Annotated in this window: 21 protein-coding genes; 13 read left to right on the forward strand and 8 right to left on the reverse strand. The window is 59.9% G+C overall.

Annotation, left to right across the window (positions count from 1 at the left end):
• Positions 1–8: 8 nt before the first annotated feature.
• On the reverse strand, positions 9–1,100 hold the full coding sequence (locus ACA055_RS15895) for a polyamine ABC transporter substrate-binding protein (RefSeq protein ID WP_497679508.1): 1,092 nt from the start codon (positions 1,098–1,100) through the stop codon (positions 9–11).
• A 101-nt stretch (positions 1,101–1,201) separates the two neighbouring features.
• Here ACA055_RS15895 and ACA055_RS15900 point away from each other — a divergent pair, with 101 nt between their 5' ends.
• From ACA055_RS15900 to ACA055_RS15910, 3 genes are all read left to right on the forward strand, one after another.
• Positions 1,202–2,095: a LysR family transcriptional regulator gene (locus tag ACA055_RS15900; protein ID WP_497679509.1), complete on the forward strand. Its 894-nt coding sequence runs from the start codon at positions 1,202–1,204 to the stop codon at positions 2,093–2,095.
• A 199-nt stretch (positions 2,096–2,294) separates the two neighbouring features.
• The gene (locus tag ACA055_RS15905) at positions 2,295–3,743 is read left to right on the forward strand and encodes a nucleobase:cation symporter-2 family protein (RefSeq protein ID WP_497679510.1); all 1,449 of its coding nucleotides are present in this window, start codon (positions 2,295–2,297) and stop codon (positions 3,741–3,743) included.
• Between the two features lie 53 nt (positions 3,744–3,796).
• Entirely contained in the window at positions 3,797–4,453 is a 657-nt protein-coding gene (locus tag ACA055_RS15910) for a TetR family transcriptional regulator (protein ID WP_497679511.1), read from the forward strand.
• Between the two features lie 81 nt (positions 4,454–4,534).
• On the opposite strand, the gene ACA055_RS15915 is transcribed toward ACA055_RS15910, so the two are convergent.
• The 4 genes from ACA055_RS15915 to ACA055_RS15930 all read right to left on the reverse strand — a co-directional run bounded on the left by ACA055_RS15915 (position 4,535) and on the right by ACA055_RS15930 (position 10,437).
• The gene (locus tag ACA055_RS15915) at positions 4,535–8,089 is read right to left on the reverse strand and encodes a molybdopterin cofactor-binding domain-containing protein (RefSeq protein ID WP_497679512.1); all 3,555 of its coding nucleotides are present in this window, start codon (positions 8,087–8,089) and stop codon (positions 4,535–4,537) included.
• A 16-nt stretch (positions 8,090–8,105) separates the two neighbouring features.
• Complete coding sequence (locus tag ACA055_RS15920) at positions 8,106–8,582, reverse strand: (2Fe-2S)-binding protein (protein ID WP_497679513.1); 477 nt, start codon at positions 8,580–8,582, stop codon at positions 8,106–8,108.
• Positions 8,583–8,743: 161 nt separating this feature from the next.
• Positions 8,744–9,190 carry a MarR family winged helix-turn-helix transcriptional regulator gene (locus ACA055_RS15925; protein WP_497679514.1) on the reverse strand — a complete coding sequence of 149 codons (447 nt, stop codon included), beginning with the start codon at positions 9,188–9,190 and terminating at the stop codon, positions 8,744–8,746.
• A 194-nt stretch (positions 9,191–9,384) separates the two neighbouring features.
• Positions 9,385–10,437 (reverse strand): 2,5-dihydroxypyridine 5,6-dioxygenase, encoded by a 1,053-nt coding sequence (locus tag ACA055_RS15930; RefSeq protein ID WP_497679515.1) that lies wholly within the window; start codon positions 10,435–10,437, stop codon positions 9,385–9,387.
• Between the two features lie 312 nt (positions 10,438–10,749).
• Here ACA055_RS15930 and ACA055_RS15935 point away from each other — a divergent pair, with 312 nt between their 5' ends.
• From ACA055_RS15935 to ACA055_RS15965, 7 genes are all read left to right on the forward strand, one after another.
• The gene (locus tag ACA055_RS15935; RefSeq protein ID WP_497679516.1) at positions 10,750–11,898 is read left to right on the forward strand and encodes an FAD-dependent monooxygenase; all 1,149 of its coding nucleotides are present in this window, start codon (positions 10,750–10,752) and stop codon (positions 11,896–11,898) included.
• A complete protein-coding gene (locus ACA055_RS15940; protein ID WP_497679517.1) occupies positions 11,895–12,701 on the forward strand; it encodes an alpha/beta fold hydrolase in 807 nt (268 codons plus the stop codon). Before ACA055_RS15935 ends, ACA055_RS15940 begins: the two co-directional genes overlap by 4 nt.
• Positions 12,702–12,720: 19 nt before the next feature.
• Positions 12,721–13,473, forward strand: a complete 753-nt coding sequence (locus ACA055_RS15945; protein ID WP_497679518.1) for a maleate cis-trans isomerase family protein — start codon at positions 12,721–12,723, stop codon at positions 13,471–13,473.
• A gap of 12 nt (positions 13,474–13,485) precedes the next feature.
• The gene (locus tag ACA055_RS15950) at positions 13,486–14,118 is read left to right on the forward strand and encodes an N-carbamoylsarcosine amidohydrolase (RefSeq protein ID WP_497679519.1); all 633 of its coding nucleotides are present in this window, start codon (positions 13,486–13,488) and stop codon (positions 14,116–14,118) included.
• 165 nt (positions 14,119–14,283) lie between these two features.
• A complete protein-coding gene (locus ACA055_RS15955) occupies positions 14,284–15,594 on the forward strand; it encodes an MFS transporter (protein WP_497679520.1) in 1,311 nt (436 codons plus the stop codon).
• Positions 15,595–15,792: 198 nt separating this feature from the next.
• Positions 15,793–16,266, forward strand: coding sequence for an LEA/WHy family protein (locus ACA055_RS15960; protein ID WP_497679521.1), 474 nt, complete (start codon positions 15,793–15,795; stop codon positions 16,264–16,266).
• Positions 16,267–16,317: 51 nt separating this feature from the next.
• A complete protein-coding gene (locus ACA055_RS15965) occupies positions 16,318–16,860 on the forward strand; it encodes a GNAT family N-acetyltransferase (protein WP_497679522.1) in 543 nt (180 codons plus the stop codon).
• Between the two features lie 155 nt (positions 16,861–17,015).
• Here the strand turns inward: ACA055_RS15965 and ACA055_RS15970 are convergent, their stop codons facing one another.
• Complete coding sequence (locus ACA055_RS15970; protein ID WP_497679523.1) at positions 17,016–17,939, reverse strand: carbon-nitrogen hydrolase family protein; 924 nt, start codon at positions 17,937–17,939, stop codon at positions 17,016–17,018.
• An 86-nt stretch (positions 17,940–18,025) separates the two neighbouring features.
• Here ACA055_RS15970 and ACA055_RS15975 point away from each other — a divergent pair, with 86 nt between their 5' ends.
• Complete coding sequence (locus ACA055_RS15975; RefSeq protein WP_497679524.1) at positions 18,026–18,934, forward strand: LysR family transcriptional regulator; 909 nt, start codon at positions 18,026–18,028, stop codon at positions 18,932–18,934.
• Positions 18,935–18,943: 9 nt separating this feature from the next.
• Here ACA055_RS15975 and ACA055_RS15980 read toward each other — a convergent pair whose 3' ends face one another.
• Positions 18,944–19,195 (reverse strand): hypothetical protein, encoded by a 252-nt coding sequence (locus ACA055_RS15980; RefSeq protein WP_497679525.1) that lies wholly within the window; start codon positions 19,193–19,195, stop codon positions 18,944–18,946.
• A 165-nt stretch (positions 19,196–19,360) separates the two neighbouring features.
• On the opposite strand from ACA055_RS15980, the gene ACA055_RS15985 reads away from it, so the two are divergent.
• Positions 19,361–19,678, forward strand: a complete 318-nt coding sequence (locus tag ACA055_RS15985) for an ElaB/YgaM/YqjD family protein (protein ID WP_497679526.1) — start codon at positions 19,361–19,363, stop codon at positions 19,676–19,678.
• A 154-nt stretch (positions 19,679–19,832) separates the two neighbouring features.
• Here the strand turns inward: ACA055_RS15985 and ACA055_RS15990 are convergent, their stop codons facing one another.
• The gene (locus ACA055_RS15990; protein ID WP_497679527.1) at positions 19,833–20,873 is read right to left on the reverse strand and encodes an Ldh family oxidoreductase; all 1,041 of its coding nucleotides are present in this window, start codon (positions 20,871–20,873) and stop codon (positions 19,833–19,835) included.
• A gap of 255 nt (positions 20,874–21,128) precedes the next feature.
• On the opposite strand from ACA055_RS15990, the gene ACA055_RS15995 reads away from it, so the two are divergent.
• Positions 21,129–25,943, forward strand: a complete 4,815-nt coding sequence (locus ACA055_RS15995; RefSeq protein ID WP_497679528.1) for a dermonecrotic toxin domain-containing protein — start codon at positions 21,129–21,131, stop codon at positions 25,941–25,943.
• Positions 25,944–26,030 lie beyond the last annotated feature (87 nt).

Below are 26,030 nucleotides of genomic sequence, written 5' to 3' on the forward strand. Positions count from 1 at the left end.
GTTCCTTATTAGTGGCGGCTACGGAAAGTGGTCCAGAGGCGAGTGCGCTGGCGCATGTCCTTGAGGCTCATGCTGCGATCGGCGTACAGCCGCTCACGCACGTCGGCGAGGGGGTAAATGTCCGGATCGTTGCGCACCGCCTCATCCACCAGCGGCGTCGCGGCCTGGTTGGCAGTGGCAAAGAACAGCGTGTTGGTCAGTGCTGCAACGGATTCCGGGCGCAGCATGAACTCGATGAACTGGCGCGCGGCTTCGGGGTGCGGCGCGTCCTTGGGGATCGCCAAGTTGTCCTGCCAGACCAGCGTGCCCTCCTTCGGAATCCGGTAGGCCACCTCGAACGGTTTGTTGGCCTTGCGCGCCTGATCAGCGGCCATGCTGGCGTCACCGTTGTAGGTCAACGCCAGGCAAACGCTGCCATTGGCCAAATCGCTGATCTGCCGGCCGGTGGCGACGTACAGCACCGACGGCTGAAGCTGATGCAACAACGCCTGGGCGGCTGACAGATCGGCCTTGTCGGTGCTGTAGGGATCTTTACCCAAATAATGCAGCGCCACGCCGATCACCTCTTGAGGCGAGTCGAGAATCGCAATGCCGCAGTCTTTCAGTTTGCTGGCGTATTCCGGTTTGAACAGCAGGTCCAGGCTGTTGAGCGGCACATTCGGCAAACGCTTCTGCACGGCCTCGACGTTCATTCCCAGGCCCAGCGTGCCCCAGGTGTAAGGCACGCCGTAACGGTTGCCGGGATCGACCGCGGCGAGTTTTTCCAGCAGGTCGGGGTCGAGGTTGGCGTAACCCTTGAGGCCCTCGTGGGGGATTTCCTTGAGCGCACCCGCCGCCAACCCACGGGCCAGCACGCTGGAGGACGGCACCACCACGTCATAGCCGCTGCCCCCGGTGAGCAATTTGGTTTCCAGCACCTCGGGAGAATCGAACGTGTCGTAGCGTACGTGGATACCGGTCTCCTGCTCAAAACGCTGCAAGGTTTCCGGCGCCACATAGTCGGACCAACTGTAGAGATTGACGATTTTTTCCTCGGCCTGGACCGATACGGCCATGGCGAGGAACAGTGCGGGTAAACACAACTTGAACATGGGAGCCATGACGAACACCTGACCAGAGGAAGTGGTTGCAGCATGCGTCGTCGGTTACATTGGAAAAATATCAAGTCAGTTATCCTGACTTTATCCATGAGTAATGTTTGATGCTCGGTCAACTCCATGATGTGGATCTGCAACTGCTGCGCCTGTTCGTCAATGTGGTGGAATGCGGCGGCTTCAGCGCGGCCCAGGGTGAACTGGGCCTGAGTCAGTCGAGCATCAGCCAGCAAATGGCCAAACTGGAAACCCGCCTCGGTTATCGCCTGTGCAGTCGCGGCAAGGGCGGATTCAAGATCACCCCCAAGGGCGAACAATTGCTCACGGCGACGCGCGGCCTGTTCGAGTCCATTGAAGCGTTCCGCCATCAATCCAACGGCGTGGCCGGGCGCTTGATCGGCGAGGTGCGCCTGGGGCTGTCCGAGGCGCTCGATCAATCGGTGCTGCAACGGGTGGCCGATGCGATCCGGCGCTTTCGCGAGCGGGATGAGTCGGTGCGCATCGAGTTGATCAGTGCCATGCCCGGCGAGATGGAGCGCTTGCTGCTGCAACAACGGCTGGACCTGGCGATCGGCTATTTCTCACAGGTACAAAGCGCTTTTGACTACCAAGAATTGTTCACCGAAACCCAGCACCTGTATTGCGCACCCGGTCATGCGTTGTTCACGGATGAGGCGCCGGATGATCAAGCATTGCAGGCCTGCGACCGGGTCGATCACCCCTACCGCTTCCTGCGCAGCGACGAACCGTTTCAGGGCAAGCAGTGTTCGGCTCGCTCGGAGCAAGTCGAAGGCACCCTCGCCTTCATTCTTTCCGGCAAGCACGTCGGCTATTTACCCAGCCACTTTGCCCGGAGCTGGGAGGACAAAGGACTGCTCAGGGCCGTGCGCCGTGACGACATGAGTTTCGACGTGGCGTTTCATCTGGCCCGTCATCGCGCTCAAGTGCCGGGCGATGCGCAGAAGGCGTTTGAAGAGGATTTGCTCACGGCGTTTACCTGAATTGTGGGAGCGGGCTTGCTCGCGAACGCGGTGTGTCAGCCAATACTAATGTCGACTGACACACCGTATTCGCGAGCAAGCCCGCTCCCACAGGGGTTGTGCTGGGTATCGGGGTTGGTCACTCGCCACAAATTAGTCTTTCTGGCATCCTGCGCCTCCATTTTCTGACCCGGCCGGTTTTCTGGCCCGCACTCAAACCATGACCGCCTCCGAAAAAGCCCCTGCCCCGCGCCACAACGACCTGATTTACGGCCTCGACGACCGCCCGCATCTGACTGCTACGGTCTTCGCTGCCCTGCAACATGTGCTCGCCAGTTTCGTCGGCATCATCACCCCGACCTTGATCATGGGCAGCGCCCTCGGCCTGCAAAGCGAAGTGCCTTACCTGATCAGCATGGCGTTGTTCGTGTCGGGCCTCGGCACGTTCGTCCAGGCCCGGCGGTTCGGCCCGATCGGTTCCGGCCTGCTGTGTCTGCAAGGCACCAGTTTCTCGTTTATCAGCGTGATTCTCAGTGCCGGGTTCATGGTCAAGGCCCGAGGTGGCGGTACCGATGAAATCCTCTCGACGATCTTCGGCGTGTGCTTTTTCGCGGCCTTCATCGAAGTCGTGTTGAGCCAGTTCATCGGCAAACTGCGCATGCTGATCACCCCGGTGGTGACCGGGACGATTATCACGCTGATGGGCCTGTCGCTGATCAAGGTCGCCATGACCGACATCGCCGGCGGCTTTGGCGCGACGGACCTCGGCGCGGCCAGCCACCTGGCCCTGGCGGCACTGGTGCTGGGGACCATTGTGGTGTTGAACCGCGTGGACGTGCCCTTCCTGCGCCTCGGTGCGATCGTCATCGGCCTGACCCTCGGCTATGTCGTGGCGTGGCTGATGGGGGACGTCAATTTCGCCGGCCTGCCCGACGTGCCGCTGATGAGCGTGCCGGTGCCGTTCAAGTATGGTTTCTCCTTCGATTGGGTGGCGTTCGTGCCGGTGGCGGTGATTTTCCTGGTGTCGCCGCTGGAAGCCGCGGGTGACCTGACCGCCAACTCGATGATTTCCCGGCAGCCGGTCAAAGGTCCGATCTACATCCGCCGGATCAAGTCCGGTCTGCTGGCCGACGGTCTCAACTCGGCCATGGCCGCGGTGTTCAACAGCATGCCGATGGTGACCTTCGCCCAGAACAACGGGGTGATTCAGCTCACTGGCGTGGCCAGCCGCTACGTGGCGTTTTTCATTGCCGGTTTGTTAGTGGTGCTGGGGCTGTTCCCGATGATCGGCGCGGTGCTGCAATTGATGCCCAAACCGGTGCTCGGCGGCGCCGAACTGGTGATGTTCGGCACCGTCGCCGTGGCCGGGATCAAGATCCTCGCCGAAGCCGGCCTGCATCGGCGCAACATGCTGATCGTGGCGATTTCCCTCGGCATGGGCCTGGGTGTCGCGGCCGTTCCGGAAGTACTGCGCGAGCTGCCGAAAACCCTGCATAACATTTTCGAATCACCCATTACCGTCGGCGCGTTGTGCGCTATCGTGCTGAACATCTTCCTGCCCGAAGAATTCATCGAGCTTGAAGAGGATGATTTCGATCCGGAAGCCTCGATCCTGCAGGTCATGGAAAATCCGCCGGCCACGCAAGCAACCGCCAGCCTGAACCGCTGAAGGGAGCGTGCTACATTCGCTGCGCCCGCGCCTGGTAGAAGGTTGACCGCACGTTGAATAAAAAAACCGGCATCCGGGCCGCCCAGGCCCAGCAAACCCGCACACGGATTCTCGAAGCGGCCGTGAAGGTATTCACCCGCGACGGCTACTCCGGCGGGCGGGTGGAAAGCATTTCCCGGGAGGCCGACTCCAACGACCGCATGCTCTATTACTACTTCGGTAGCAAAGAGCAGCTGTTCATTTGCGTGCTGGAACACACCTACGAGCAGTTCAACAAAGCCGAAAGCCAGCTCAAGCTGGACCTGAGCACACCGCTGCTGGCGCTGCAAGATCTGGTGGCATTCGTCTGGAACTACTACGTCGAACACCCCGAGTTTGTCGCCATCCTCAGTAACGAAAACCTGCACAACGGCAAACATGCGCAGCAGTCCAGCGAGCTGCGCAGATTGTCGGGGGAAGCCGTCGGAGTGTTGCGGCCGATCATCGAGGCCGGTCAGGTTCAGGGGCTGTTTCGTGAGGATCTGGACATCAAGCATGTGTATTTGATGATCGCCTCGCTTTGCTACTTCTATAACTCCAACCGGCATACCCTCAGTTCCTTCCTAGGCGAAGACTTGGCGGACAAGGGTCAGCAGCAGGACTGGCTGGGGTTTATCAAGGATCTGGTGGTGCGAGGGGTGATGCGGTTGCCCGACCAGATTCAGGAGTGATTCGGCCGGCGCCTTCGCGAGCAAGCCCGCTCCCGCAAGGATTGCGCTGTACCTGTGGGAACGGGCTTGCTCGCGAAGCTTTTAATGGCTGCCGGGATTGGCCCTGAGGTGCGCAACCTTCTGCTCCAACCCTTGCCACTGCGGCGCCGCCGAAGCAAACCGACTACGCAAATACGCCGCCAGTTCCGCCACCTGTGTATTGGACAAACTGTCCTTGAAACCGGGCATGTAGCCCAGATCCTTGGTGGCCGGGGCAGCGATGCCTTGCAGGATGACTTTGATCAGGTTGTCCGGCTGATCGCTGTGCACATTGGTATTGCTCGCCAACGACGGACTCACGCCAAACAGTTTCGGCCCCAGACCATCGGCATGACAGGCCTTGCATGAGCCTTCGAACACCCGCTGACCGTTGCTCAACGACAGGCTCGCGACCGGCGTTGGCCGGGTAACTTTCTCCACCCTTTCAGCCTCGGCTTGCGCGTCGTTGAGTGACGCCAGGTACACCGCCATCGCCCGGACATCCGCCTTGGGCAATTTCGCCAACTCGCTGACCACCGGCCCCATAGGCCCGGCCGCCACGCCGTGGGCATCGGAATAACCCGTGCTGAGGTAATCGAACAGTTGATTCTCCGTCCACGGCGTTGGCGCTTTCGACAAGCCGTTCAGCGCCGGCGCTTCCCAGCCATCGACCATGCCGCCGGCCAGGAACGACGCACCGCCCTTCTCCGCGCCCATCAGGTTGCGCGGTGAATGACAGGCGGCGCAGTGGCCTAAACCGTTGACCAGATAGGCGCCGCGATTCCATTGCTCGCTGCGCTGCGGTTGCACACTGATCTCGCCACGGCGCAGAAACAACGCATTCCAGCCGGCCATCAACGGCCGCAGGTTAAACGGAAAGCGCATGTCATTGGCTTTCGCCGGTTGACTGACCGGTGCTTGCGACATCAGGTACGCATACAGCGCCTGCATGTCGGCATCGTTGATATTGCGAAACGCTGTATAGGGAAATGCCGGATACAGATTGCGCCCGTCGCGACCGATGCCGTCGCGCATCGCCCGCTCGAATGCCGGGTACGACCAGTTGCCGATGCCGGTCTTCACGTCAGGCGTGATGTTGCTGCTGTACAGCGTGCCGAACGGCGTTTGCATCGCCAGGCCTCCGGCATTGGTCGCGCCGCCAGGTGCGGTATGGCACACCGCGCAATCGCCGACGGCCGCCAGCAATCGCCCGCGCTCAAGGGTCGCCGCCGACCAGGTGCCGGCGCTTGGCGGCGCGATCGGTGCGATTTCACCGTGAAACGGCCACGCGGTGGCCGCCATGCCCAGCACTGCACCGAACGCGGCAAACAGTGAACCGAACAACCATTTCGAGCGTTTGGCTGGCGACTTCGGCGGCTCGTCACAGGTGCCGGCATTCAGCGCCGCCAGCACCCGCTCCGGGGTAATCGGCAGTTCGCGAAAACGTATTCCGGTAGCATCATAAATCGCGTTGGCAATCGCCGCCGCGCTCGGCACCGAGGCGGACTCACCGGCGCCCATCGGCGGCTGGTCCTGGCGCGGCATCATCATGACGTCGATCTGCGGCACCTCGGGGAACGTCAGGATCGGATAGCCGCCCCACTCCTTGCTGGCCACCGTCGACTCCTCGAACGTCACCCGCTCCTTGAGTACTCGACTGGTGGACTGAATGACGTTGCCGTGGATCTGATGCTGCACGCCCGCCGGGTTGATCATCATCCCCGAGTCATGCCCGATCACCACCCGCGTGACCGACACATCGCCGGTCTGGCGATTCACGGCGACATCCGCTACCCATGCGGCCCACGCCGCGCCAAAACCAGGGAATTTGCTGTGGATGTAGCGCGCATAGGCAAAGCCACGACCGCGCAAAAACTGATCCTCGTTCGGTGTCTGCATCGGCGCGGTGCGCGGGGTCCAGGCGGCGCGTTCGGCGGTGGATTTCACCAGGTCAATGGCGCGTTCGTCGCGCAGATAACGCAAGCGGTATTCCACCGGATCAACGCCCGCGGCGAAGGCCAGTTCATCGATGTACGATTCGTGGGCGAAGGTGTTGGGCAACGCCGACACCCCGCGCATCCACGACGCACGGACAATCGGCGCCATGTCATTGATGGTCACGCGCATATGTTCGAAGTCATAAGGCGGGATCGACGTGCGATCACCCATCTCGAACATCGCCGCCACCGGCTCGACCCGGCCGGTCAGCAACAACGCCAGCGTCGGCGCACCGTTGGACGGATAGCTGGTCTGAAAATCATAGGCGGCGACGCTGCCATCGGCGTTCAATCCGCCATCGACGTCCATCAGTTGTGCAGTACCCTTGGGTTCCCACAGATGCTCCTGCTCACGGGTCAATTGCACCCGTACCGGCTTGCCCACTGCGCGGGACAACAGCAAGGCATCGGCGCAGACGTCGTCGGCACAATTGCGTCCGTAACAGCCGGACGCTTCCATGCGAATGATCTCGATCGACTCTTCCTCACACTCCAGCAACCAGGCCAGGTCGGCCCGCAGCAAATGTGGATTCTGGCTGCCGGACCAAACGCGAGTGCCCGTTGGCTGATAGTCCGCCAGCCCACAGGACGGGCCGATGGAGCCGTGCATCTGATACGGCCACAAGTAAGTGCGCGGCATGCGTTGACTGGCGTCGGCAAGGGCTTCGTCAACATTGCCCTGATCGAGCACCACGCGCTGCACGCGTGGATTATCGCGGATCGCCTGCTCGACATCGCTCATGTCCGGCAGTTTATGTTTCCAGGCTTTCCAGGTGATTTTCAACGCCTGGGCGGCCTTGATCGCCTGCTCTTCGCGCAGCGCCACCACCCCGACGAAATCACGAATCACCACCACCGCCACAACGCCCGGTATGTGCGCGATGGAGGACTCATCGACTTCCAGCAGACTGTTGCCGACAAAGTCACCGCAATCGAGCCCCGTATAGGGCGGGCGAATCACCCGGCCGTGAAGCATGTCCGGTACGCGCATGTCGTGGACGTAGGTCAATTCGCCAGTGGCCTTGGCCGGAATATCGACCCGCGCGGCCCCTTTGCCCACCAAGCGATAGTCCGCGGCGGGTTTGAGTGGCGCGGTGCCGGAGATGCGCAGCTCAACGTGCTCACCGCGCACCAGATCGGTGTAGGACGTGGTGCGTCCGTCCGTTGCGCCAATGACCCCGGCCTCGACCTTCAGGCTTTGTACTTCCACGCCCCAAAGCTCTGCCGCGCGTTGCAGCAGAAAACGCCGTGCCTCGGCGGCGGCGTTGCGCAACGGAATCGCCGAAATCTGCAGGGTTGCACTGGCGATAGTCGCGCCTTGATTCGGGACGCGCTCGGTGTCGCCCAGCACCATGCACACCTGCTCCAGTTGCAGGTCCAGTTCTTCGGCGACGATCTGCGCCAGCGAGGTGCGGATGCCGGTGCCGAGGTCGACGTGGCCATTGAAGGCATACACGCGCCCGTCATCGCTGATGGCAATGAACAGTCCCAATTCCTTGGGTTTGATCACCGGCTTGCCACCTTTGGCCACCGGCCCTGAAGGCGGCAGGATATCGTCGACGATCAGCAGAACGCCGGTCTTGACCAGCAATTGGTCGCGGGTAGGGATTGCGTCAGTCATGGTCATCGATCCACGTTCAAGGCGTTTGACGGGCGGCTCGCAGCACCGCGCGGAGGATTTCGATATGGGTTCCGCAACGGCAGAGGTTGGCCGAGAGTTCGTTGCGGATCTGGGCTTCACTGGGGTGCGGGATGCGGTCGAGCAAGGCCTTGGCGGTCATGATCATGCCGTTGAGGCAATAGCCACATTGCGCCGCCTGCTCGTCGATAAAGGCTTGCTGCACCGGGTGCGGATTGGCGCGAGTGCCGAGCCCTTCGAGGGTGACAATTTTCCGATTGATCGCGCCGGCCAGCGGGAAGACGCAGGAGCGTGCCGCCACGCCGTCGATGATCACCGTGCATGCGCCGCACTCGCCCAGGCCGCAGCCGTACTTGGGGCCGTTGAGTTGCAGGTCATTGCGCAGGATCAGCAATAACGGCGTATCCGCCATGGCGCTGACGTTGGTGGTATGGCCGTTGACCTCAAGCGCAACCGTGATTTCCTGGCTTGTCATTCGCTTCGCCCGCTTCAGTTGATGAAGTACCCACTACACCAAAAGATCAAAGAAAAGGTCGCGGCCCAAACCAGGTTTGTGGCGTCGCGACACACTCGAATGGTGAAGTGGTTACTACATGAAAAGAGAGCAAAAACAGTGCCAGAGGCTGGATGTGTGGATCAGTCCTGCGGGTCGTCGATCATTTTTCGCAGTAAAAACAGCACAGCCACCCGTTCTGCCGGGTTGAGATTGCTCATGGTCAGCTCGGTGATTTTCCCCGCGCAGGGCACGGTTTGCTGCACCAGCCGGTCGCCGGCTTCGGACAGGCCGACAATGACTTTGCGCCGGTCCTGCGGATCGGGTTCCAAGGTAATCAGCTCCCGGGCCTTGAGCCGTTCGACGATGCCACGAATGGTCGCCTGGTCCACGGCCGTGGCCTTGACCAGTTCGGTCAGGGAGCTGGGACCGTGATCACGCACGGCGCACAGGGTGACGAACTGCACCGCGGTGAGCTGGGAGTCACCGACGTTCTGCTGAAAAATCGCCATGTGCCGCTGATAGGCCTTGCGCAGCAAATGCCCGACTTGTTCGGAGAAAACGTAGGAAGAATCAGGAGTTTCAGGCACGGCAGACTCGAAAGACTATGAGTGGTGGGGAGGCATGATGGACAGGTTGGTGGTTGGACTCAAGAGTGAAGTAGGCCTCAGGGGATCGCACATCCCCTGTGGGAGCGGGCTTGCTCGCGAATGCGGTGGGTCAGTCAACATCTCTGTTGAATGTGAAACCGCTTTCGCGAGCAAGCCCGCCCCCACACTGGATTTCAGCGAACTCGGGAGGCTTCAGGCGCCACCACATCTCCACCAATCACCACCGCCAGGTCATCCAGGTACACATCGCAATTGCGCAGTGGAATGTCCAAGTGGCATGGAGTTTTGCGAGTGCCGCCGACTTCGGTATTCGGCCCGGTGGAGAACAGGAAATTGCCGTAGAACGCCCGGGCGTCCATGCACATGCCGTCGTTCTTGTCGTGCAGCCCCATGGCGGTCCACTGCGCCCGCGGCTGCAATCCCCAGCCAATATGAGAGATGCCGTAAACCTCGGGATCGTTGAAGTACTTCATGTAGTCGCGCAGGTACTCGGCCTCGAAACCACCATGGATCGAGGTGATAAAGCCTTGCTCGATTTCGAGGGTGATTTTCTCCCGGGTGTAGGTCTTGAACGGCAACAGGATATCGCCGACATCCAGCACCAGCACGCCTTCGGCGGTTTCTTCGTTGGGCCAGGAGAACAGAAAACCGCTGGGCCAGTGGTCCCAGCGACCCGGTTCATCGGCGAAACCATACTCAGTGACGGAAGGATATTGCCCCAGTGCGGCGCGAAAATCGCTACCGGCGCGGGATGTGACGTGGATTGACCGGGCCTGTTTAAGCAGCGTTTCCGCCGCCATCACCCGCACCTTATCGGCCTCGGTCGGCAGCATCCGCGCCAGCACTTCCGGGGGCTCGACGGCCAACAGAATCCGCGTGCCGGTCTTGAGGATCTGCTCCTGTTCCGGCGAGTGCAGCAGCATCATCGTGTCGACGATCAGGTCCGCCGCTTCCAGCGCTCGCTGGGCCGCGATATTGCCGGTCAACGCGGTGTCGCCGCAGTAGGCCGTCATGTCATTGCCCATGGCCGTCGGGTGGTTGAACGAAGGCAATTCCACCGCGTAGACCTTGGCCCCCAACCGCTGCGCCGCCTCCATCGCGGCACGGACGGTGCGCGGGTCCGAATAGTGGCTCTTGAGCACGGCGACGCTCTGGGTCGGGTCGACCTTCGACAGCTTCAACACGTGCTCGAACATCTGGGTCAATTCGCAATCGCTTACCGGCATTTTCCTCTCTCCTCAATCGTCTGCTGCGCACCAAGTCGAGGCGCCCCGCCTCACTCCAGTGCATTTTTATAGTGTATACGCCATTTGTTAACGATAAGACCTCAAATACGAGTGGACTGCAAGAGCCAGTCCATAACGTTACTAACCCACACATAACCAATAATTACTGGTTACGTTTGGTGACCATAGACAATTTCCGCTGAATATTATTTTTTCAAGCCATCTCTTTTCATTTCAAAAAAAGAGCGTATACACTTTAAAAACCTTGCGACGACATCGCCAGTGACCATTCGAAAAAGAGGAACAACCCCCATGGCAAGTACACAAAAAATCGCCATCGTCGGTGCGGGTCTGGGCGGTGCAGCCGCTGCGACGCTGCTGCAACAAGCCGGATTCGAGGTGGATATCTACGAACAGGCGCCCGAGTTCTCCCGCCTTGGCGCCGGGATTCACATGGGTCCCAACATCATGAAAATCTTCCGGCGCATGGGCATCGAGCAGCAGCTCGACCTGATGGGCTCACACCCGGATCACTGGTTCAGTCGCGACGGTTTGAGTGGCGATTACCTGTCACGCATCCCGCTGGGGGATTTCGCTCGCAAGGAATACGGCGCGTCCTACATCACCGTGCATCGCGGCGACCTGCACGCCTTGCAAATGTCGACGATCAAACCCGGCACGGTGCACTTCAACAAACGCCTGGAAACCCTCGAAGAAACCGACAGCCAGGTGCGGCTCACCTTCAGTGACGGCGAAGTCACCTACGCCGACATCGTGATCGGCGCCGACGGCATCAATTCGAAGATTCGCGAAGAACTGCTCGGCGCGGAAAAACCGCTGTACAGCGGCTGGGTCGCGCACCGCGCATTGATTCGCGGCGAGCAACTGGCCAAGTACGATTTGAAGTTCGAGGACTGCATCAAGTGGTGGACCGAGGACCGGCACATGATGGTCTACTACACCACCGGCAAGCGCGACGAGTACTACTACGTGACCGGCGTGCCGCACCCGGAATGGGATTTCCAGGGCGCGTTCGTCGACAGCAGCCGCGAAGAGATGTTCGAGGCCTTCCAGGGTTATCACCCCACCGTTCAAGCGCTGATCGAATCCACCGATAGCGTGACCAAATGGCCGCTGCGCAACCGCAATCCTTTACCGCTGTGGAGCCGAGGTCGACTGGTGCTGCTGGGCGACGCCTGCCACCCAATGAAACCGCACATGGCCCAGGGCGCCGGCATGGCCATTGAAGACGCGGCAATGCTCACTCGCTGCCTGCAAGAAACCGGGCTCGGCGACTACCGCACCGCGTTCCAGCTCTACGAAGCCAACCGCAAGGAACGTGCATCCCGCGTGCAGTCCGTTTCCAACGCCAACACCTGGCTGCGGACCCAAGAAGATCCGGCCTGGGTCTACGGTTATGACCTGTACGCCCAACCGCTGAAGTCGGGGGTGGCCGCGTGAGTACGTTCATCCATGGCGGCAACGTCCAGGCCAACGGCATTCGCCAGCATTATCTGCGCTATGGCGGCAAAGGCCCGGCGCTGATTCTGATTCCCGGCATCACCAGCCCGGCGATCACCTGGGGGTTTGTCGCGGAACGCCTGGGCGAGCATTTCGATACCTATGTGCTCGACGTTCGCGGTCGCGGCCTCTCCTCCACTGGGCCGGAGCTGGACTACAGCGCTGACGCCTGTGCCGACGACATCGGCGCTTTTGCCAGCGCCATGAAACTGGACCACTACCACTTGGTTGGCCATTCGATGGGCGCGCGGTTTGCCGTGCGCAGCGCGGTACGTCATCCGGTGGGCGTGAACCGCGTGGTGTTGATCGATCCTCCGGTGTCCGGTCCTGGCCGACGCGAGTATCCGAGCAAACTGCCGTGGTATGTCGACTCGATCCGCCAGTCGTTGATCGGGATGGATGCCGAGGCGATGCGCGCCTACTGCGCGACCTGGACCGATGAACAACTGCAATTGCGCGCCGAGTGGCTGCACACCTGCTACGAGCCGGCGATCGTCAGGGCTTTCAACGATTTCCATGAAGTGGACTTCCATCAGGACCTGCCGAGACTCGAAGCGCCCACGCTGCTGATGATCGCCGGCCGTGGCGGCGTGATTCAGCCCGAGGACGAAGCAGAAATCCTCGCGCTGCAACCGAACATTCGCACGGTCCACGTCGACAACGCCGGGCACATGATTCCCTGGGATGACCTGGAAGGCTTTTTTTCGGCCTTCAGTGACTTCCTCGGCCCACGCCTGAATTAAACGTATCTGGGAGACTTTTATGCTCAAGCCTTACCGCATCGGCCAGATCGTGCCGAGCTCCAACACCACCATGGAAACCGAGATCCCGGCGATGCTCACCGCGCGTCAGTTGATTCGCCCGGAACGCTTCACCTTTCACTCCAGCCGCATGCGCATGAAGCAAGTGCGCAAGGAAGAACTGGCAGCCATGGACGGCGAATCCGACCGCTGCGCCGTGGAGCTGTCTGACGCCAAGGTCGACGTGCTTGGTTATGCGTGCCTGGTGGCGATCATGGCCATGGGGCTGGGCTATCACCGCCAGTCCGAACAACGGCTGCGCAAGGCCACTGCCGATAACGACGGTAACGCGCCGGTCATCACCAGCGCCGGCGCCTTGATCGAGGGCTTGAAAGTGCTGGGCGCCAAACGCATCGCCATCGTCGCACCGTATATGAAGCCGTTGACCGAGCTGGTGGTGGATTACATTCGCGAAGAAGGCTTCGAAGTCGTGGACTGGCGCGCGCTGGAAATTCCCGACAACCTCGCGGTCGCCCGTCACGACCCGGCCAACCTGCCCGGCGTCGTTGCTGGCATGAATCTGGAAGGGGTTGATGTGATCGTGCTTTCGGCCTGCGTGCAGATGCAGTCGCTGCCGGTGGTGGCGCAAGTCGAAGCGCAAACGGGCAAACCGGTACTCACCGCCGCCATTGCCACCACCTACGCCATGCTCAAGGCCCTGGACCTGGAACCCATCGTTCCCGGTGCTGGCGCCCTGCTCTCCGGCGCCTATTAAGAGGTGAGCGACATGAGCGAACAAACCGCCAACGACAACTATCAGGGCGTGTGGGGCCAGCGCATTGGTTTCGGCCAGAAAGCCGCGTTGCTGATGATCGACTTCATGCGCGGCTACACCACCGAAGGGGCGCCGCTGTTCGCGCCCGGCGTGGTCAGTGCCGTGGCCGAAAGCGTCGAGCTGCTGGCCTGCGCCCGTCGTCAGGGCATCCCGGTGGTGCACACCAATATCCGCTACCATCCCGGCCATTTCGCCGACGGTGGTATCTGGGTTAAAAAGGCCCCGGTGATGAAAGACATGGTCGAGGGCAACCCTTTGGCGGCATTTTGCGAAGAGGTGCATCCTCAAGAGAATGAAGTGGTGATCAGCAAACAGTATGCCAGTGCCTTTTTTGGCAGCAGCCTGGCCTCGATGCTGCACGCCCAAGGCATCGACACCGTGGTGCTGGCCGGTTGTTCCACCAGCGGCTGCATTCGTGCCACGGCGGTGGACGCGGTGCAGCACGGATTCCGCACCATCGTCGTGCGCGAGTGCGTCGGCGACCGGCATCCGGCGCCCCATGAAGCCAACCTGTTCGACATTGACAGCAAGTACGGCGATGTCGTCAGCAAGCAGGAGGCCATCGACCACTTCGAAAACAGGTAATGCGTGCCACGAGAACCGCGCCATAGAGCGCAGGTCTTGGACAAAAACTGAGGGTTCGCCCTCAGTCTTCTGACACTGCCTTTGGACGTCGCTTGCAACAGCGCGCCAGAGCGCTGGAACAAAGCGGCTGTATAAAAACCATAAGTCACCGCCAGGAGACACCCGATGCCCATTGCGAATGCAGCACCTGCGACCGCGGTCGCAGAACCGATTCAAGCGCTTTACCGCAAGATCACCTGGAAGCTGATCCCTTTCCTGTGCTTCTGCTACCTGGCTGCGTACCTCGACCGGATCAATATCGGCTTCGCCAAACTGCAGATGCTCGATCAACTGCAGTTCAGCGAAACCGCCTTCGGCCTGGGAGCTGGCCTGTTCTTTGTCGGCTACATCCTGTTCGAGGTGCCCAGTAACCTGGTGCTGGAAAAAGTCGGCGCGAAGATCTGGATCGCCCGCATCATGATCACCTGGGGACTGCTCTCGGCCTGCACCATGCTCGTGACCTCCACCACGCAGTTCTACGTCCTGCGCTTCCTGCTCGGCGCCGCCGAAGCGGGTTTTCTGCCGGGGGTGCTGTATTACCTGACGACCTGGTTCCCGACCTATCGACGCGGCCGCATCATCGCCTTGTTCATGATCGGCTTGCCGTTGTCCAGCGTGATCGGCGGCCCGCTGTCCGGCTGGATCATGGGCCATTTCGATAACGCTGGCGGCCTGCGCGGCTGGCAATGGCTGTTCCTCCTCGAAGCGATACCGAGCGTGTTGCTCGGCGTGCTGACCTTCTGGGCGTTGCCGAACAATTACCGCCAGGCCAAATGGCTCAACGACGACGAGAAAAACCTCCTTGAACAGGAACTGCGCGCCGACGACGCCGACTCCGCCGGCAGCAAGCACAGCTTCCGCGACGGGTTTTTCAACCTGAAGGTGTGGATGCTCGGCGGGATCGACTTCTCGATCCTGCTCAGCGCCTATGCCATGGGGTTCTGGATGCCGACCTTCATTCGCAACGCAGGCGTCGTCGACACGTTCCACATCGGCGTCCTCACTGCGCTGCCGAGCGTCGCCGCGTTGCTGGGCATGCTGTTGATTGGCGCCAGCTCCGACAAACACCGCGAGCGCCGCTGGCACATCATCGTGCCGTTTCTGGTAGGCGCAGCAGCCATGGCCAGCGCGCCATTCTTCGTCCACAACGTGGTGGCGACCGTGGCACTGTTCGCCATCGCCTCGGCGGCGATCATCGGTGCGGTGCCGGTGTTCTTCAGCTTGCCGGCGACCTTTCTCAAAGGCACCGCAGCGGCCACCGGCTTCGCCCTCGCCTGCTCTTTGGCGAACATTGCCGGTCTGGTGAGCAACTCGCTGATGGGGGTGGCCATCGACGTCACCGGCAGCAGTGCCGGCGCGCTATGGTTCTTCGCCGGCTGCCTGATTCTCAGCAGCTTCCTGGTGATCGCCTTGCCGGCAAAACTGGTCAATCGCTGATACATCACTGCTCCCACAGTGGATGGGTGCCAATCCTTCGGCAGTCGAACATTCGAATGATCAGGTGTCGGTCATGAACAAGTGACAGCCTGCGGCGAACCCCTCACAGTGAATGGGGTCGCACAGGTGAACCGCTGTACGTCGCTCAAGGGTCGAGCCGTCAGCGGTTCAGTTCACTTTTCTGTCGAGAGCCCCGTCATGCGCAGACTCATCGCTGTATCCCTCTCGTTGCTGTTGCTCTCCCTGAGCGCCTGCGCCCTGTTCCCCAACCGCGACCCACTGAACATCAACGTGGTCGGCATCGAACCGCTGCAAAGCCAGGACATGGAAGTGCGTTTTGCCGTGAAAATTCGCGTGCAGAATCCCAATGAAACCACCATCAACTACAACGGCGTGGCGCTGGATCTGGAAGTCAACGGTCAGCCACTCGCCTCCGGTGTCAGTGATCAATCAGGCTCGATTGCGCGCTTTTCCGAAACCGTGCTGACTGTTCCGGTGAGCGTTTCGACGTTCTCGGTGCTGCGCCAGACATTGGGTTTGAGCCAGACGCAAAGCCTCGACAACCTACCCTATATTCTTCGCGGCAAACTGGCCGGCGGCTTGTTCGGGACGATGCGTTTTGTCGACAGTGGCCAACTCAGCCTGCCGGGCGCGAACGCCACGACCCGGTAAATTCGTCGTAGTCGATAACGTTCAATACGGACAGACAAGGAGGCAACACTCATGGACTTACCCACGCTCTACACCGAACGCCTGATCCTGCGCCCACTGGAACTGGCCGATGCCGAGGCGATCCAGCAGCAGTTCCCGCACTGGGAAGTGGTGCGCTATCTGAACGCTTTGGTGCCTTGGCCCTATCCTGCCGACGGTGCGTTGTCCTACCTGAGTGATGTGTCCCTGCCGGCGATGGCCCGTGGCGAGGAATGGCACTGGTCGGTCCGGTTGAAGTCGGCGCCTGAGCAACTGATTGGCAATGTCAGCCTGATGGACCAGCAGGACAACAACCGCGGCTTCTGGCTCGGTCTGCAATGGCAAGGCCAGGGCTTGATGACCGAAGCCAGTGCCGCCGTGACCGAATACTGGTTCGACACCCTTGGCCGGTCAGTGCTGCGCGCACCGAAAGCGGCGCCCAACATCGGCTCGCGCAAGCTCTCGGAACGCACGGGCATGCGTTTGATCCGCACCGACGAGGGCAACTTCGTCAGTGGGCGGCTGCCGAGAGAAATCTGGGAAATCACCCGTGAAGAGTGGTTACAGCAGCGCTGAAGATCCAATGTGGGAGCAGCCTGCTCCCACAAGGAGGTCGTGTCGGTCACGAAAACCGAACATGACATCAATCCAATGTGGGAGCGGGCTTGCCCGCGAAGGCGTCCTTTCAGTCAACATTGATGGCAACTGACATACCCACTCCCACAAAGGGCTTATGTGTTGAAGCGGACACCAGGTTTGGCTCGCTCATCCACCGTCAACTCGAACACATCGGGACGCGCGTAGTGACCGACCACGTCGTAATCGTAACGGGCGCGGACCAGGTCGTCGGTGTCGATTTCAGCGGTGAGCAAACCGGCGCGGTCACGCAGCGGCCCTGCCAGAATGTCGCCCATTGGACCGACGATCACGCTACCGCCGGCAATCAACGGTCGGTCGGCCGGCCAGTTGGCGATCTCCATGCCCAAGGCTTGTGGTGAATCCTGAACCTGACACGCGCTGACCACAAAGCAACGCCCTTCATGAGCGATGTGGCGCATGCTGACCTGCCACATTTCCCGCTCATCCACCGTCGGGGCGCACCAGACTTCCACGCCTTTGGCGTACATCGCGGTGCGCAGCAAAGGCATCATGTTTTCCCAGCACACCACCGCGCCGATCCGCCCGACCTGACTGTCGATCACCGGCAATGTCGAGCCGTCGCCCTTGCCCCAGATCAGCCGTTCAGTACCGGTGGGCATCAGCTTGCGATGTTTCGCCACCAACCCCGCCTGCGGGTCGAAATACAGCGCCGTACAGAACAAAGTGCTGCCCGCACGCTCGATCACGCCGATCACCAGATTGGCCCCGGTGCGCGCCGACAACCCGGCCAATGCTTCGGTTTCTATGCCGGGCACGTCAATGGCATTGGCGAAATACCGGGCAAAGGCTTCGCGCCCTTCCGGCAGTCGATAACCCAGTTGAGTGCCAAAACTTTCACCTTTCGGATAACCGCCAAGCAACGCTTCGGGCATGACCACCAGGGCGGCGCCGGATTCGATGATTGCGCTTTCATACGACAGGATCTGTTCCAGGGTTTCAGCCTTGCCACCGGGCAAGGCGCCGATTTGCAACGCAGCAACGATTGACTTGGGCATGACAGTAACTCCGGAAAGCAATGAGGTGTTGCTCATTCTCAGGCGTCACGGGATCATCAATAAAGCCCCGTTCACTGCTGAATGATATGAATCAAATGAATATCGCCGACGTCGACCTCAACCTGCTCAAAGTCTTCGAAGCCTTGCATGAGGAGTCCAGCGCCAGCCGCGCCGCGTTGCGTCTGGGCGTGACGCAATCGGCGGTCAGCGCCGCGTTACGCCGGTTGCGGGAGGTGTATGGCGATCAGTTGTTCGTGCGCACCGGTCGCGGACTTGCCCCCACACTCAAGGCCAATCAGTTGAAACCGGTGGTCAGCGATGCCCTGAACAAATGCCGGCAGAGCCTGGCGATGGTCGACCCGACCGCCCATCATTACGAGGGGCGCTCGGTGACCGTGGGTATGTCAGATGACTTCGAAATCGCCTATGGGCGGCGACTGATCGAGGAAATCGCTCGTTGCGCGCCGAAGCTGCGGCTGATCTTTCGTCAGACCCACAGCCAGATCGTCGCCCAGGCATTGATGGAACGCAGTATCGACCTGGCAATAACCGCCGGCGGGTTCGCCGAACGATTGCTCAGTCGTGAAGTGTTGGGTGAAGGCAGTTATCTGTGTCTGGTCGATCCACTCAGCCTGACCGAGGGACAACAGACCATCAGTCTTGAGGAGTTCGTCGCCCGTGAGCACATTCTGGTGTCATCGGGCGGTTTTATCGGGATCACCGATGAGGGGTTGGCGGCACTGGGATTGAGTCGGCGGGTGTGCGCCTCGACCACTCACTTTGCGGCGTTGCCGCATTTGCTCAAGGGCAGTCGGGCCGTGGCGACCATTCCCGCCCATGCGGCCCAAAGCATCGCGGCGCTCAGCGGTCTGGCGCTGCTGCCCTGCCCTTTGGCGTTGCCGCGTTACCCGATCGAACTGGGCTGGCGCACCAGCACGCAGCTCGATCCGGTGGTGTTGAAAGTACGCGAGGCGATTGTCGCGAGTTTTGCGTGAAGGCCGACCTTATTTGGCCGCCATCAGCCGATTGACTTCGCTGCGCACCATGTTGGCAAATTCCGGGGGCGACATGCCGTCAAGTTCGGAGCGGACCCACTCGGACCATTTGCCTTTGCGCTTGGCGCGTTCACCGAACAACCGTGCGGCCTCACCCTTGGCTTTGCCCAGGTTGTTTTGCCATAAATCGAACAGACGGGATTTCTCATCTTCCAGCGCAGCGCGCTCGGCGAGGGGTTTGTCGGCCAGATTGAAACTCATGGAAATTACCTGCTGCGTAAAATAGGCGACATCTTACACTGTAGGACGAAATGTCCGACCCTGGATTTTTCGCCAGGATGGAGTCTGCGCCTAAATTCGCTGCAACTTTTTCAATGGCCACGGACTCCATTGTTCATTGTCCATTCACCTGCAAGGAGTACTTCAATGGCCCGGAAAACCGCCGCGCAAACCGCCGAAGATCAAATCAAGGATCAAGCCTTCAGCGAACTTCAGGCGCTGATCGAAGAGTCGGAAAAATTGCTCAAAAGCAGTGCATCACTGGTCGGAGAGGAAGCCGAGACACTGCGGGGGCAAATCGCCCAGAAACTCCAGCAGGCCCGGGATTCGGTAACCAGTGTTCGTGACCGGACCAAGCCCGCGGTCGAAGCCACTGAAACCTACATCGGTGGTCACCCGTGGCAAACCGTCGCCATCTCCGCCGGTTTCGGTTTGGTGGTCGGGTTGTTGCTGGGCCGGCGTTAAGCTGCTTCGATAAGAAGCGAGCTCAAGGCTTAATTCCAGTCAGGCGCGAAACCTGTGGGAGCGGGCTTGCTCGCGAAGGCGTCCTTTCAGTCAACATTGTTAGAGACTGACGCACCGCTTTCGCGAACAAGCCCGCTCCCACATGAGCAGCGCTTCAGCGCCCTGCCAGTTCTAGCAGATCCGCCATCGTCTGTGGGTCGAGGTAGATGCCGTCAGCGGTAGTTCTGGCTCGCTGATGATGACGCCGATCACCCGGCAAGCGCTTCAACCCCACGCCATGCATCTGCCGCACCAGTTCCTGGCTACGCTCGGCAAAGCTCTGCCCGGCCGCCTTGCTCGGGTCGATCACGATCAACAGTTGACCGGTCCACGGCGTTTTCGCCCCTGGATGATTCGACCAGTCGAACTCAAACGAGAAATTCCCGCCGGTCAATGCCGCCGCCAACAACTCCACCATCATCGACAGCGCCGAACCCTTGTGCCCGCCGAACGGCAACAACGCACCACCCTCGAGAATCGCTTTCGGGTCCTGGGTCGGCTGGCCGAGGCTGTCCACGCCCATGCCCGCCGGCAAGCGCTCGCCCTTGCGTGCGGCGATCTGCACATCACCATGGGCGATGGCGCTGGTCGCCAGATCGAAGACAATCGGCTCGCCATCGGCCCGGGGAGCGGCGAAAGCGATGGGGTTGGTCCCGAACAACGGACGATCGGCACCGTGCGGCACCACGCAGGTCATGCTGTTGACCACACTCAGCGCCACCAGACCTTCATAGGCAAATGGCTCGACATCCGGCCACAAGGCAGCGAAATGGTGGGAATTACGGATTGCCAACACGGCAATGCCGGCACTGCGGGCCTTTTCCACCAGCAATGCACGTGCAGCCGCGAGGGCCGGTTGGGCGAAACCATTGCCGGCATCGACCCGGACAAAACCCGAGGCCACATCCTCGACCACCGGCACGGCCTGGCCATTGACCCAGCCACTCTTGAGCGTCGACACGTAGCCGGGAATGCGGAACACGCCATGGCTGTGGGCGCCATCGCGCTCTGCGCCGGCGCAGTTTTCAGCCAGGACCCGGGCGACGTCGGCCGAGGTGCCGTGACGCAGGAATATCTTCTCAAGCAAGGCTGTCAGTGCATCGAAAGACAGGTTTTGCGAGACAGCAGTAGACACATGATCGTGTGGCGCAGACATCTGAAGCTCCAGACTAATTATTGGAGGGGGCAACAGCGTACGAAGACCAGCCGATTAACAACGGGAGGCGAGTCCCCTGTCAACTTTTTGATGTGGCCAGAGCGCCTCGCATCAAGAATCAACGCCTTGCAGATTTGCACAATCTTTCATCAGCCGTGCAATAACTATCTACCACCTTCGACCGTCCGGCATTTTTTAACCTTGAGACTCAATCCACAGGCGCGCATCCACCTGCGCCTCGAAAGAGACTCGACGATGCCTACACCTCCCGCTCCACTGCTTTTCCCCCAGGCCCTGCAGTCTCGCGGCCACTGGAATGAGCTCGGCAAAACCCATGGGCTGACGCGCAAGGATTTCGAATGGTTCAGTCACATTGAGCTGGCCACCCAGACATTACGCGGTCAACAAACCCCGCCGATGCTCGCCGAAAAAATCCTGCTCACAGCCCAAGGGCTGGAGTCCATCCCCTTGGCCGGCAGCTTCGTGCTGGGCGTTACGCCGGATGACAACGGTGTGATTCTCTACACGCCCTATGGCGGCATAAAGAAGTTCGACAGCCGCTCAGCCTTGAGCAGGCAACTCGAAAGCACGCTGAACAGCGCCACCGAGGATGATGACTTGCTGGCGTTCATGTCGCTGTCTCAACGCAAAACGGTGGCAGCCAGTGGCAACCTTCGAGTGACCTTCGAGGTCATCGAGGGTGACGTGTTCGAGGACCAAAGCACCGCAATCACCAACAATCAGCGCATGAACCATCAGGCCATGCTCGACGAATTAACAGCGCTGCCGACCCTCGCCTCGCTGCTCGATACCGTGCTCGATGAACTACTGCAATCGCCGTTTCCAGGCCTGGATCAAAGCAAGACCCATGTCAATTTCTACTCCGCGACTGCGGCCGATAACGACGACCAGGAAAATGGGTCGATACGGCGCTTGATCAGTTCGATGTCATTGAAGGACGCCGTGCTCTCGTACTACCGCCATCAACGATGGCCCGCCGGGCAGTTCCATGAATTCACCCATCCGAAAAGAACGCCGGCCAGCACCGATCAGCAACACTGGGACGCCGCAGTCAAGACTGCGTCCAGCAAACTGATCACCCTGCTTTGCGCAAAACTGGAGCACTACTGGGACACGGCGACGGCAGACGGTGCATCGCGTCGCGAGTTTTTCCGCCGGGCCATCCGTGAACAGGCGCGAGCCGATGTCCTCATCAAGCGCGAAGCGAAGATCATCAGCCCAGAACAAAGCCAAACCTTGCAGCAAATGATTCAACCCACGCCAGGCACTACACGCAGCCCTACGCTGGAGACCGTGCGTCTTTGGGAATACCAGGCCAACGACGTGGAACTGGCCGGTTCACTGATGATCAGCCACGCCAACGCCTATCTCTACACTCCCACTCAAGGTCTTCAGGTTTTGAAGGATTATCAAGACCTGAAAGCCACCCTGCTGAGCAAATTCAGCGCGGCTGGCCACGAGGACGAACTCTACGGCCTTCTGAGTCTGGACGAACGTAACCGCTTCATCGGGTTCGATCAGCCGCATGTCTCCGGGGAAATGATTTCCGGCTCGATATTCAAAACGCTGTTCGAGGCAATCATCACCAAACAACTGCAAAACATGGAATATGCCCTGCAGGTTTTCCGCCTCAGCGACGGTACCGTGAACATCCATGCCTTGTTCGACAAAGCGCTGGATATTCGCTCGATGATCAGCGAGCGAATGCTGACGCTGGATGCCCATGGGCGCTGGAGTACCCGCCCGGTATTGTCAGGTATCCAGCAACCTTCCATGGTCCGGGCTGACACTGCCGCTAACTATGTAAAGACCTTCAGCGAAATCGAGACGCTGATCAGCGCGGACTTCGCCGCCCAACCTGTCGACGCACTGGCAAAGCAACAGATCTATCTGGCGAAAATGGAGCCCCAACTGGCCCATGCCCTTTCCGTCGGTGTACGCGGGGAAGCCAGCCTGCGGGTGCTCGACACAACGCTACGAGATACCGATCGAGCCATCGTTGATACGGTGTTCAATCCGGACCAGCCGGATCGCAAAAGCCGCCTCAGTCTCAATGGTTTCCGGCCCGACGCTTACTCGCTGATCCTTGAGTGTTCCGGTCAAAATGAAGGGCTGTCGTTGGCCAGTTGCGTCCTGCTGACCGAGCGTGGCGGGCTCGATATTCAGCATTCCGGGCGCGCGATTTTGTGTACACCCGCAGCGGGGCTGGAAGTCTTTGATTCGGTCAGCAGCGCAAGGCAGGAACTGAATCGGCGCCTGCTTGATCCTCACAAACGACTGCGGCTGTTGGAGAACCTCACCCCTGCCCAGCACAAAGTCCATCAGCGCTACTCGCTCAGGTCGTTGCGATTGATTGAAGGCAACGTCCTTTTGCACCTTACGCAAACATCCGTCGACCGCTTTCTGGCCGTGTGCGAACACGTGCGCTCGCAGGCGCTGAGCGCCATGAAAAAAGACAAAGCACTAAAAAAACTGACAAAGACCGTTATCGACACCCATTTGCGAAAAGCCACGCTGATTGCGCAGGCAATCTCCCGACAGCAATCCTTACCGGCCTGGCTGGGTATGGCCCCGGTTGCGGAACAGCAGTTGCACATCGAGTTGCTGGAGCAATACCGCCACAGCGCCAGCGACGACAAAGACTACCTGCACGGAATGCAAACGCTGGTCAGTTATGTTCGCCAAACCCTGGAAGCCTTGTTGAAGGCTCGATTCCCTGGAACACGTATAGATCCCGACCAGATCGAAATCACGCCCAACCTGGCATTGGCCGGCCCCTCCCGAACCCTCACCGATTTTGCCTTGAACCACATCAACATTGCCCAAGGCACGGGATTTCAAGTCGCCTCGACCACCACGCACGCCCTTCCGGACGGTCTGAATCAGGACGCAGTCCGCCAGCTTCTACTGTCACTGAATATCCAGCAGGGCTTTGGAAAACAGATGACTGACACCCTATCGAGCACCCGTGCCGATGCCGCCATACGCAAGCTGCGTTTTGTTCAGCAACTCCCCTGGCAGTTGTTGCAACATGCCCACGCGCTGAAACTGCAGCAGCGTCTTTCCCCCGCTGCATTCGATTTGATCTGGCAGGTTCTGGACATGCCAGATGCCATCGCCCGGGGTGCTATGAAAGGCGCTAACGCCCTCGTCCGGCCGCTTGAGCTGATCAAGACGGCCGGTGCCGCAGCCGTTAAAACCCTGGGCCTGTACCTGATCGGCCCGGGTGTCGGGCAGGACGGGCCGCACATCCTGTATGCGCCTTACCACGCTGGTTCCGTATTCACGGAATTCGAGAACGAGGCAAGCGTCGCCGCAGCGATCAACGTGCCGGGGCCCCTCCAGGAGCTGATTCTTCGACGCGTGCCCGAGGATCAGCAGCCAGTGTTCCTCAACCTGTTCAAGAGCACCGTCGGGCATCAGAGCGAGATCACCTTCGCGTCCGCATCCATCGATGGCAACCTGCTTGCCAGGTGGTTCAGCGACAACATCAACCTGATAGGTTGGCTGCTCGGAAGTCAGTCCGACAGCACCCGCCAGTCGGACTGGGAAGCCGTCAAACATCTGTTCAGCTCTGGCATCAAACCGATCTCGGGACTGTTGCCGGGCAAACTCGCCTATATGCAGTTTTTGTGGCAAAGCTACGAGGACTTCAAGGACTCCGCTGAAGCGCTGCAGGATCACCACTGGAAACAGGCATTACAGGATTTCATTGCCGGTGCTGCGCAAATGGTGACGATGGGCCGGTTTTCGGTGCAGACCTCGGCGGGCACGGTGCAGGTGGATGACGATACGCTGCCTGTTGCAAGCCCCGTGGCAGACCCGCAGTGGTCGCAAGTGCAACCGACGGCGCCCGCACGCACATCGTTGCAGCCCTTCGAAGTGTCGACCGTGGCATTGAAAGATCTGATCAAGGATCGGGTCAATGGCACCTACTTCGACTCAGTCAGCAGGCATCGTTACGCCCCCATTGCCGGGAAGGTCTACCGAGTCGTCAAACCCGGTGTCGTCTGGCAAATCCTCAATGCCCGACAGAGTGGCCCCTCTCTACTGCAAACGCCGGGCAAGCAAATGGCGATCGACCCGGACGCGCACACCGTGCACTACGGCAAAGCCCTGTCGAAAATGCACAATCAATATGTGACCGACCGCGAGGTTGGCCACGTACTGAACATCGAAGCGCGAGGCATGACAGACATCCGCATCCTCCATCCGGAAAAAGCACGCAAGATCGTGCAAGCCATCGACATGGCGCGCTATTACGCCTTCAACAGTTTGCATAATCTGGCGCAGCTCAGGCGCCTCGTCCCCGGTACGCGACTGGATACCTTCCTCAAGTTTTTTTTTGATGTCAGCAGCGTCGACACCGGCCTGCTCGACAAAATCAAACAGGCCATCGTCCCCATTTGCACCGCGCTGGTGGATCCCGACGAAGATTTGATGAACACCGACCACTTCGTCGTCGGTTCGAACAAATACCCGCAAGCCGACTTGATCGCTTTTGTGGTGGAAGATGATCTACAGAAAAATGTGCATTTCACGGAGAAGTTTTTCGACCAGCATCTCGATTGGTACAAGTCCTGTCTGACTGAACCCTTCAATGTCGACGGCCACAGCCAGGCTGCCACCCTGATTCACGAGTTCGCTCACATTTATACAAAAGCAGTGGATATTGCGCCCCTTGAGGCGAGGCGCCCCTTCAGCGACCTGATCACGCCAATAACCGGTTATGGTCGAGCCATGAAGCGCACCCAGATCGATTTCCAACGAGAGGCCTTGTCCCTGGCGACCCCGAGGGAGGAGCTGTTCGCCCGCTGGAACAACGCATTACAGTCCTGGATCAGTCTGGACTCGATTCCAGGCGTGCTTCATGTGGGTGAAACCATCCTGAAGATAACGGGCAGCCCGACAATTGATGAAGCACGGGATGCCTTTTTGAGCCCTCATAGCCCGGAGACGAGAATCGACATCATTTTGTGCAATGCCGATTCGATCGCGTTTCTGATTTGTGAAATGGGCCGACAACTGGACCCGCCACCTGTTATTTAAGGTCTTGTAGTGAAAAAAGTTCGACTTTGATGGGTAATTGCCATGACGGTTGTTCTCGCGGACTGGCCCCAAGGTTTAGAATGTAGG

The sequence above is a fragment of the Pseudomonas sp. LBUM1657 genome (genome assembly GCF_059716075.1).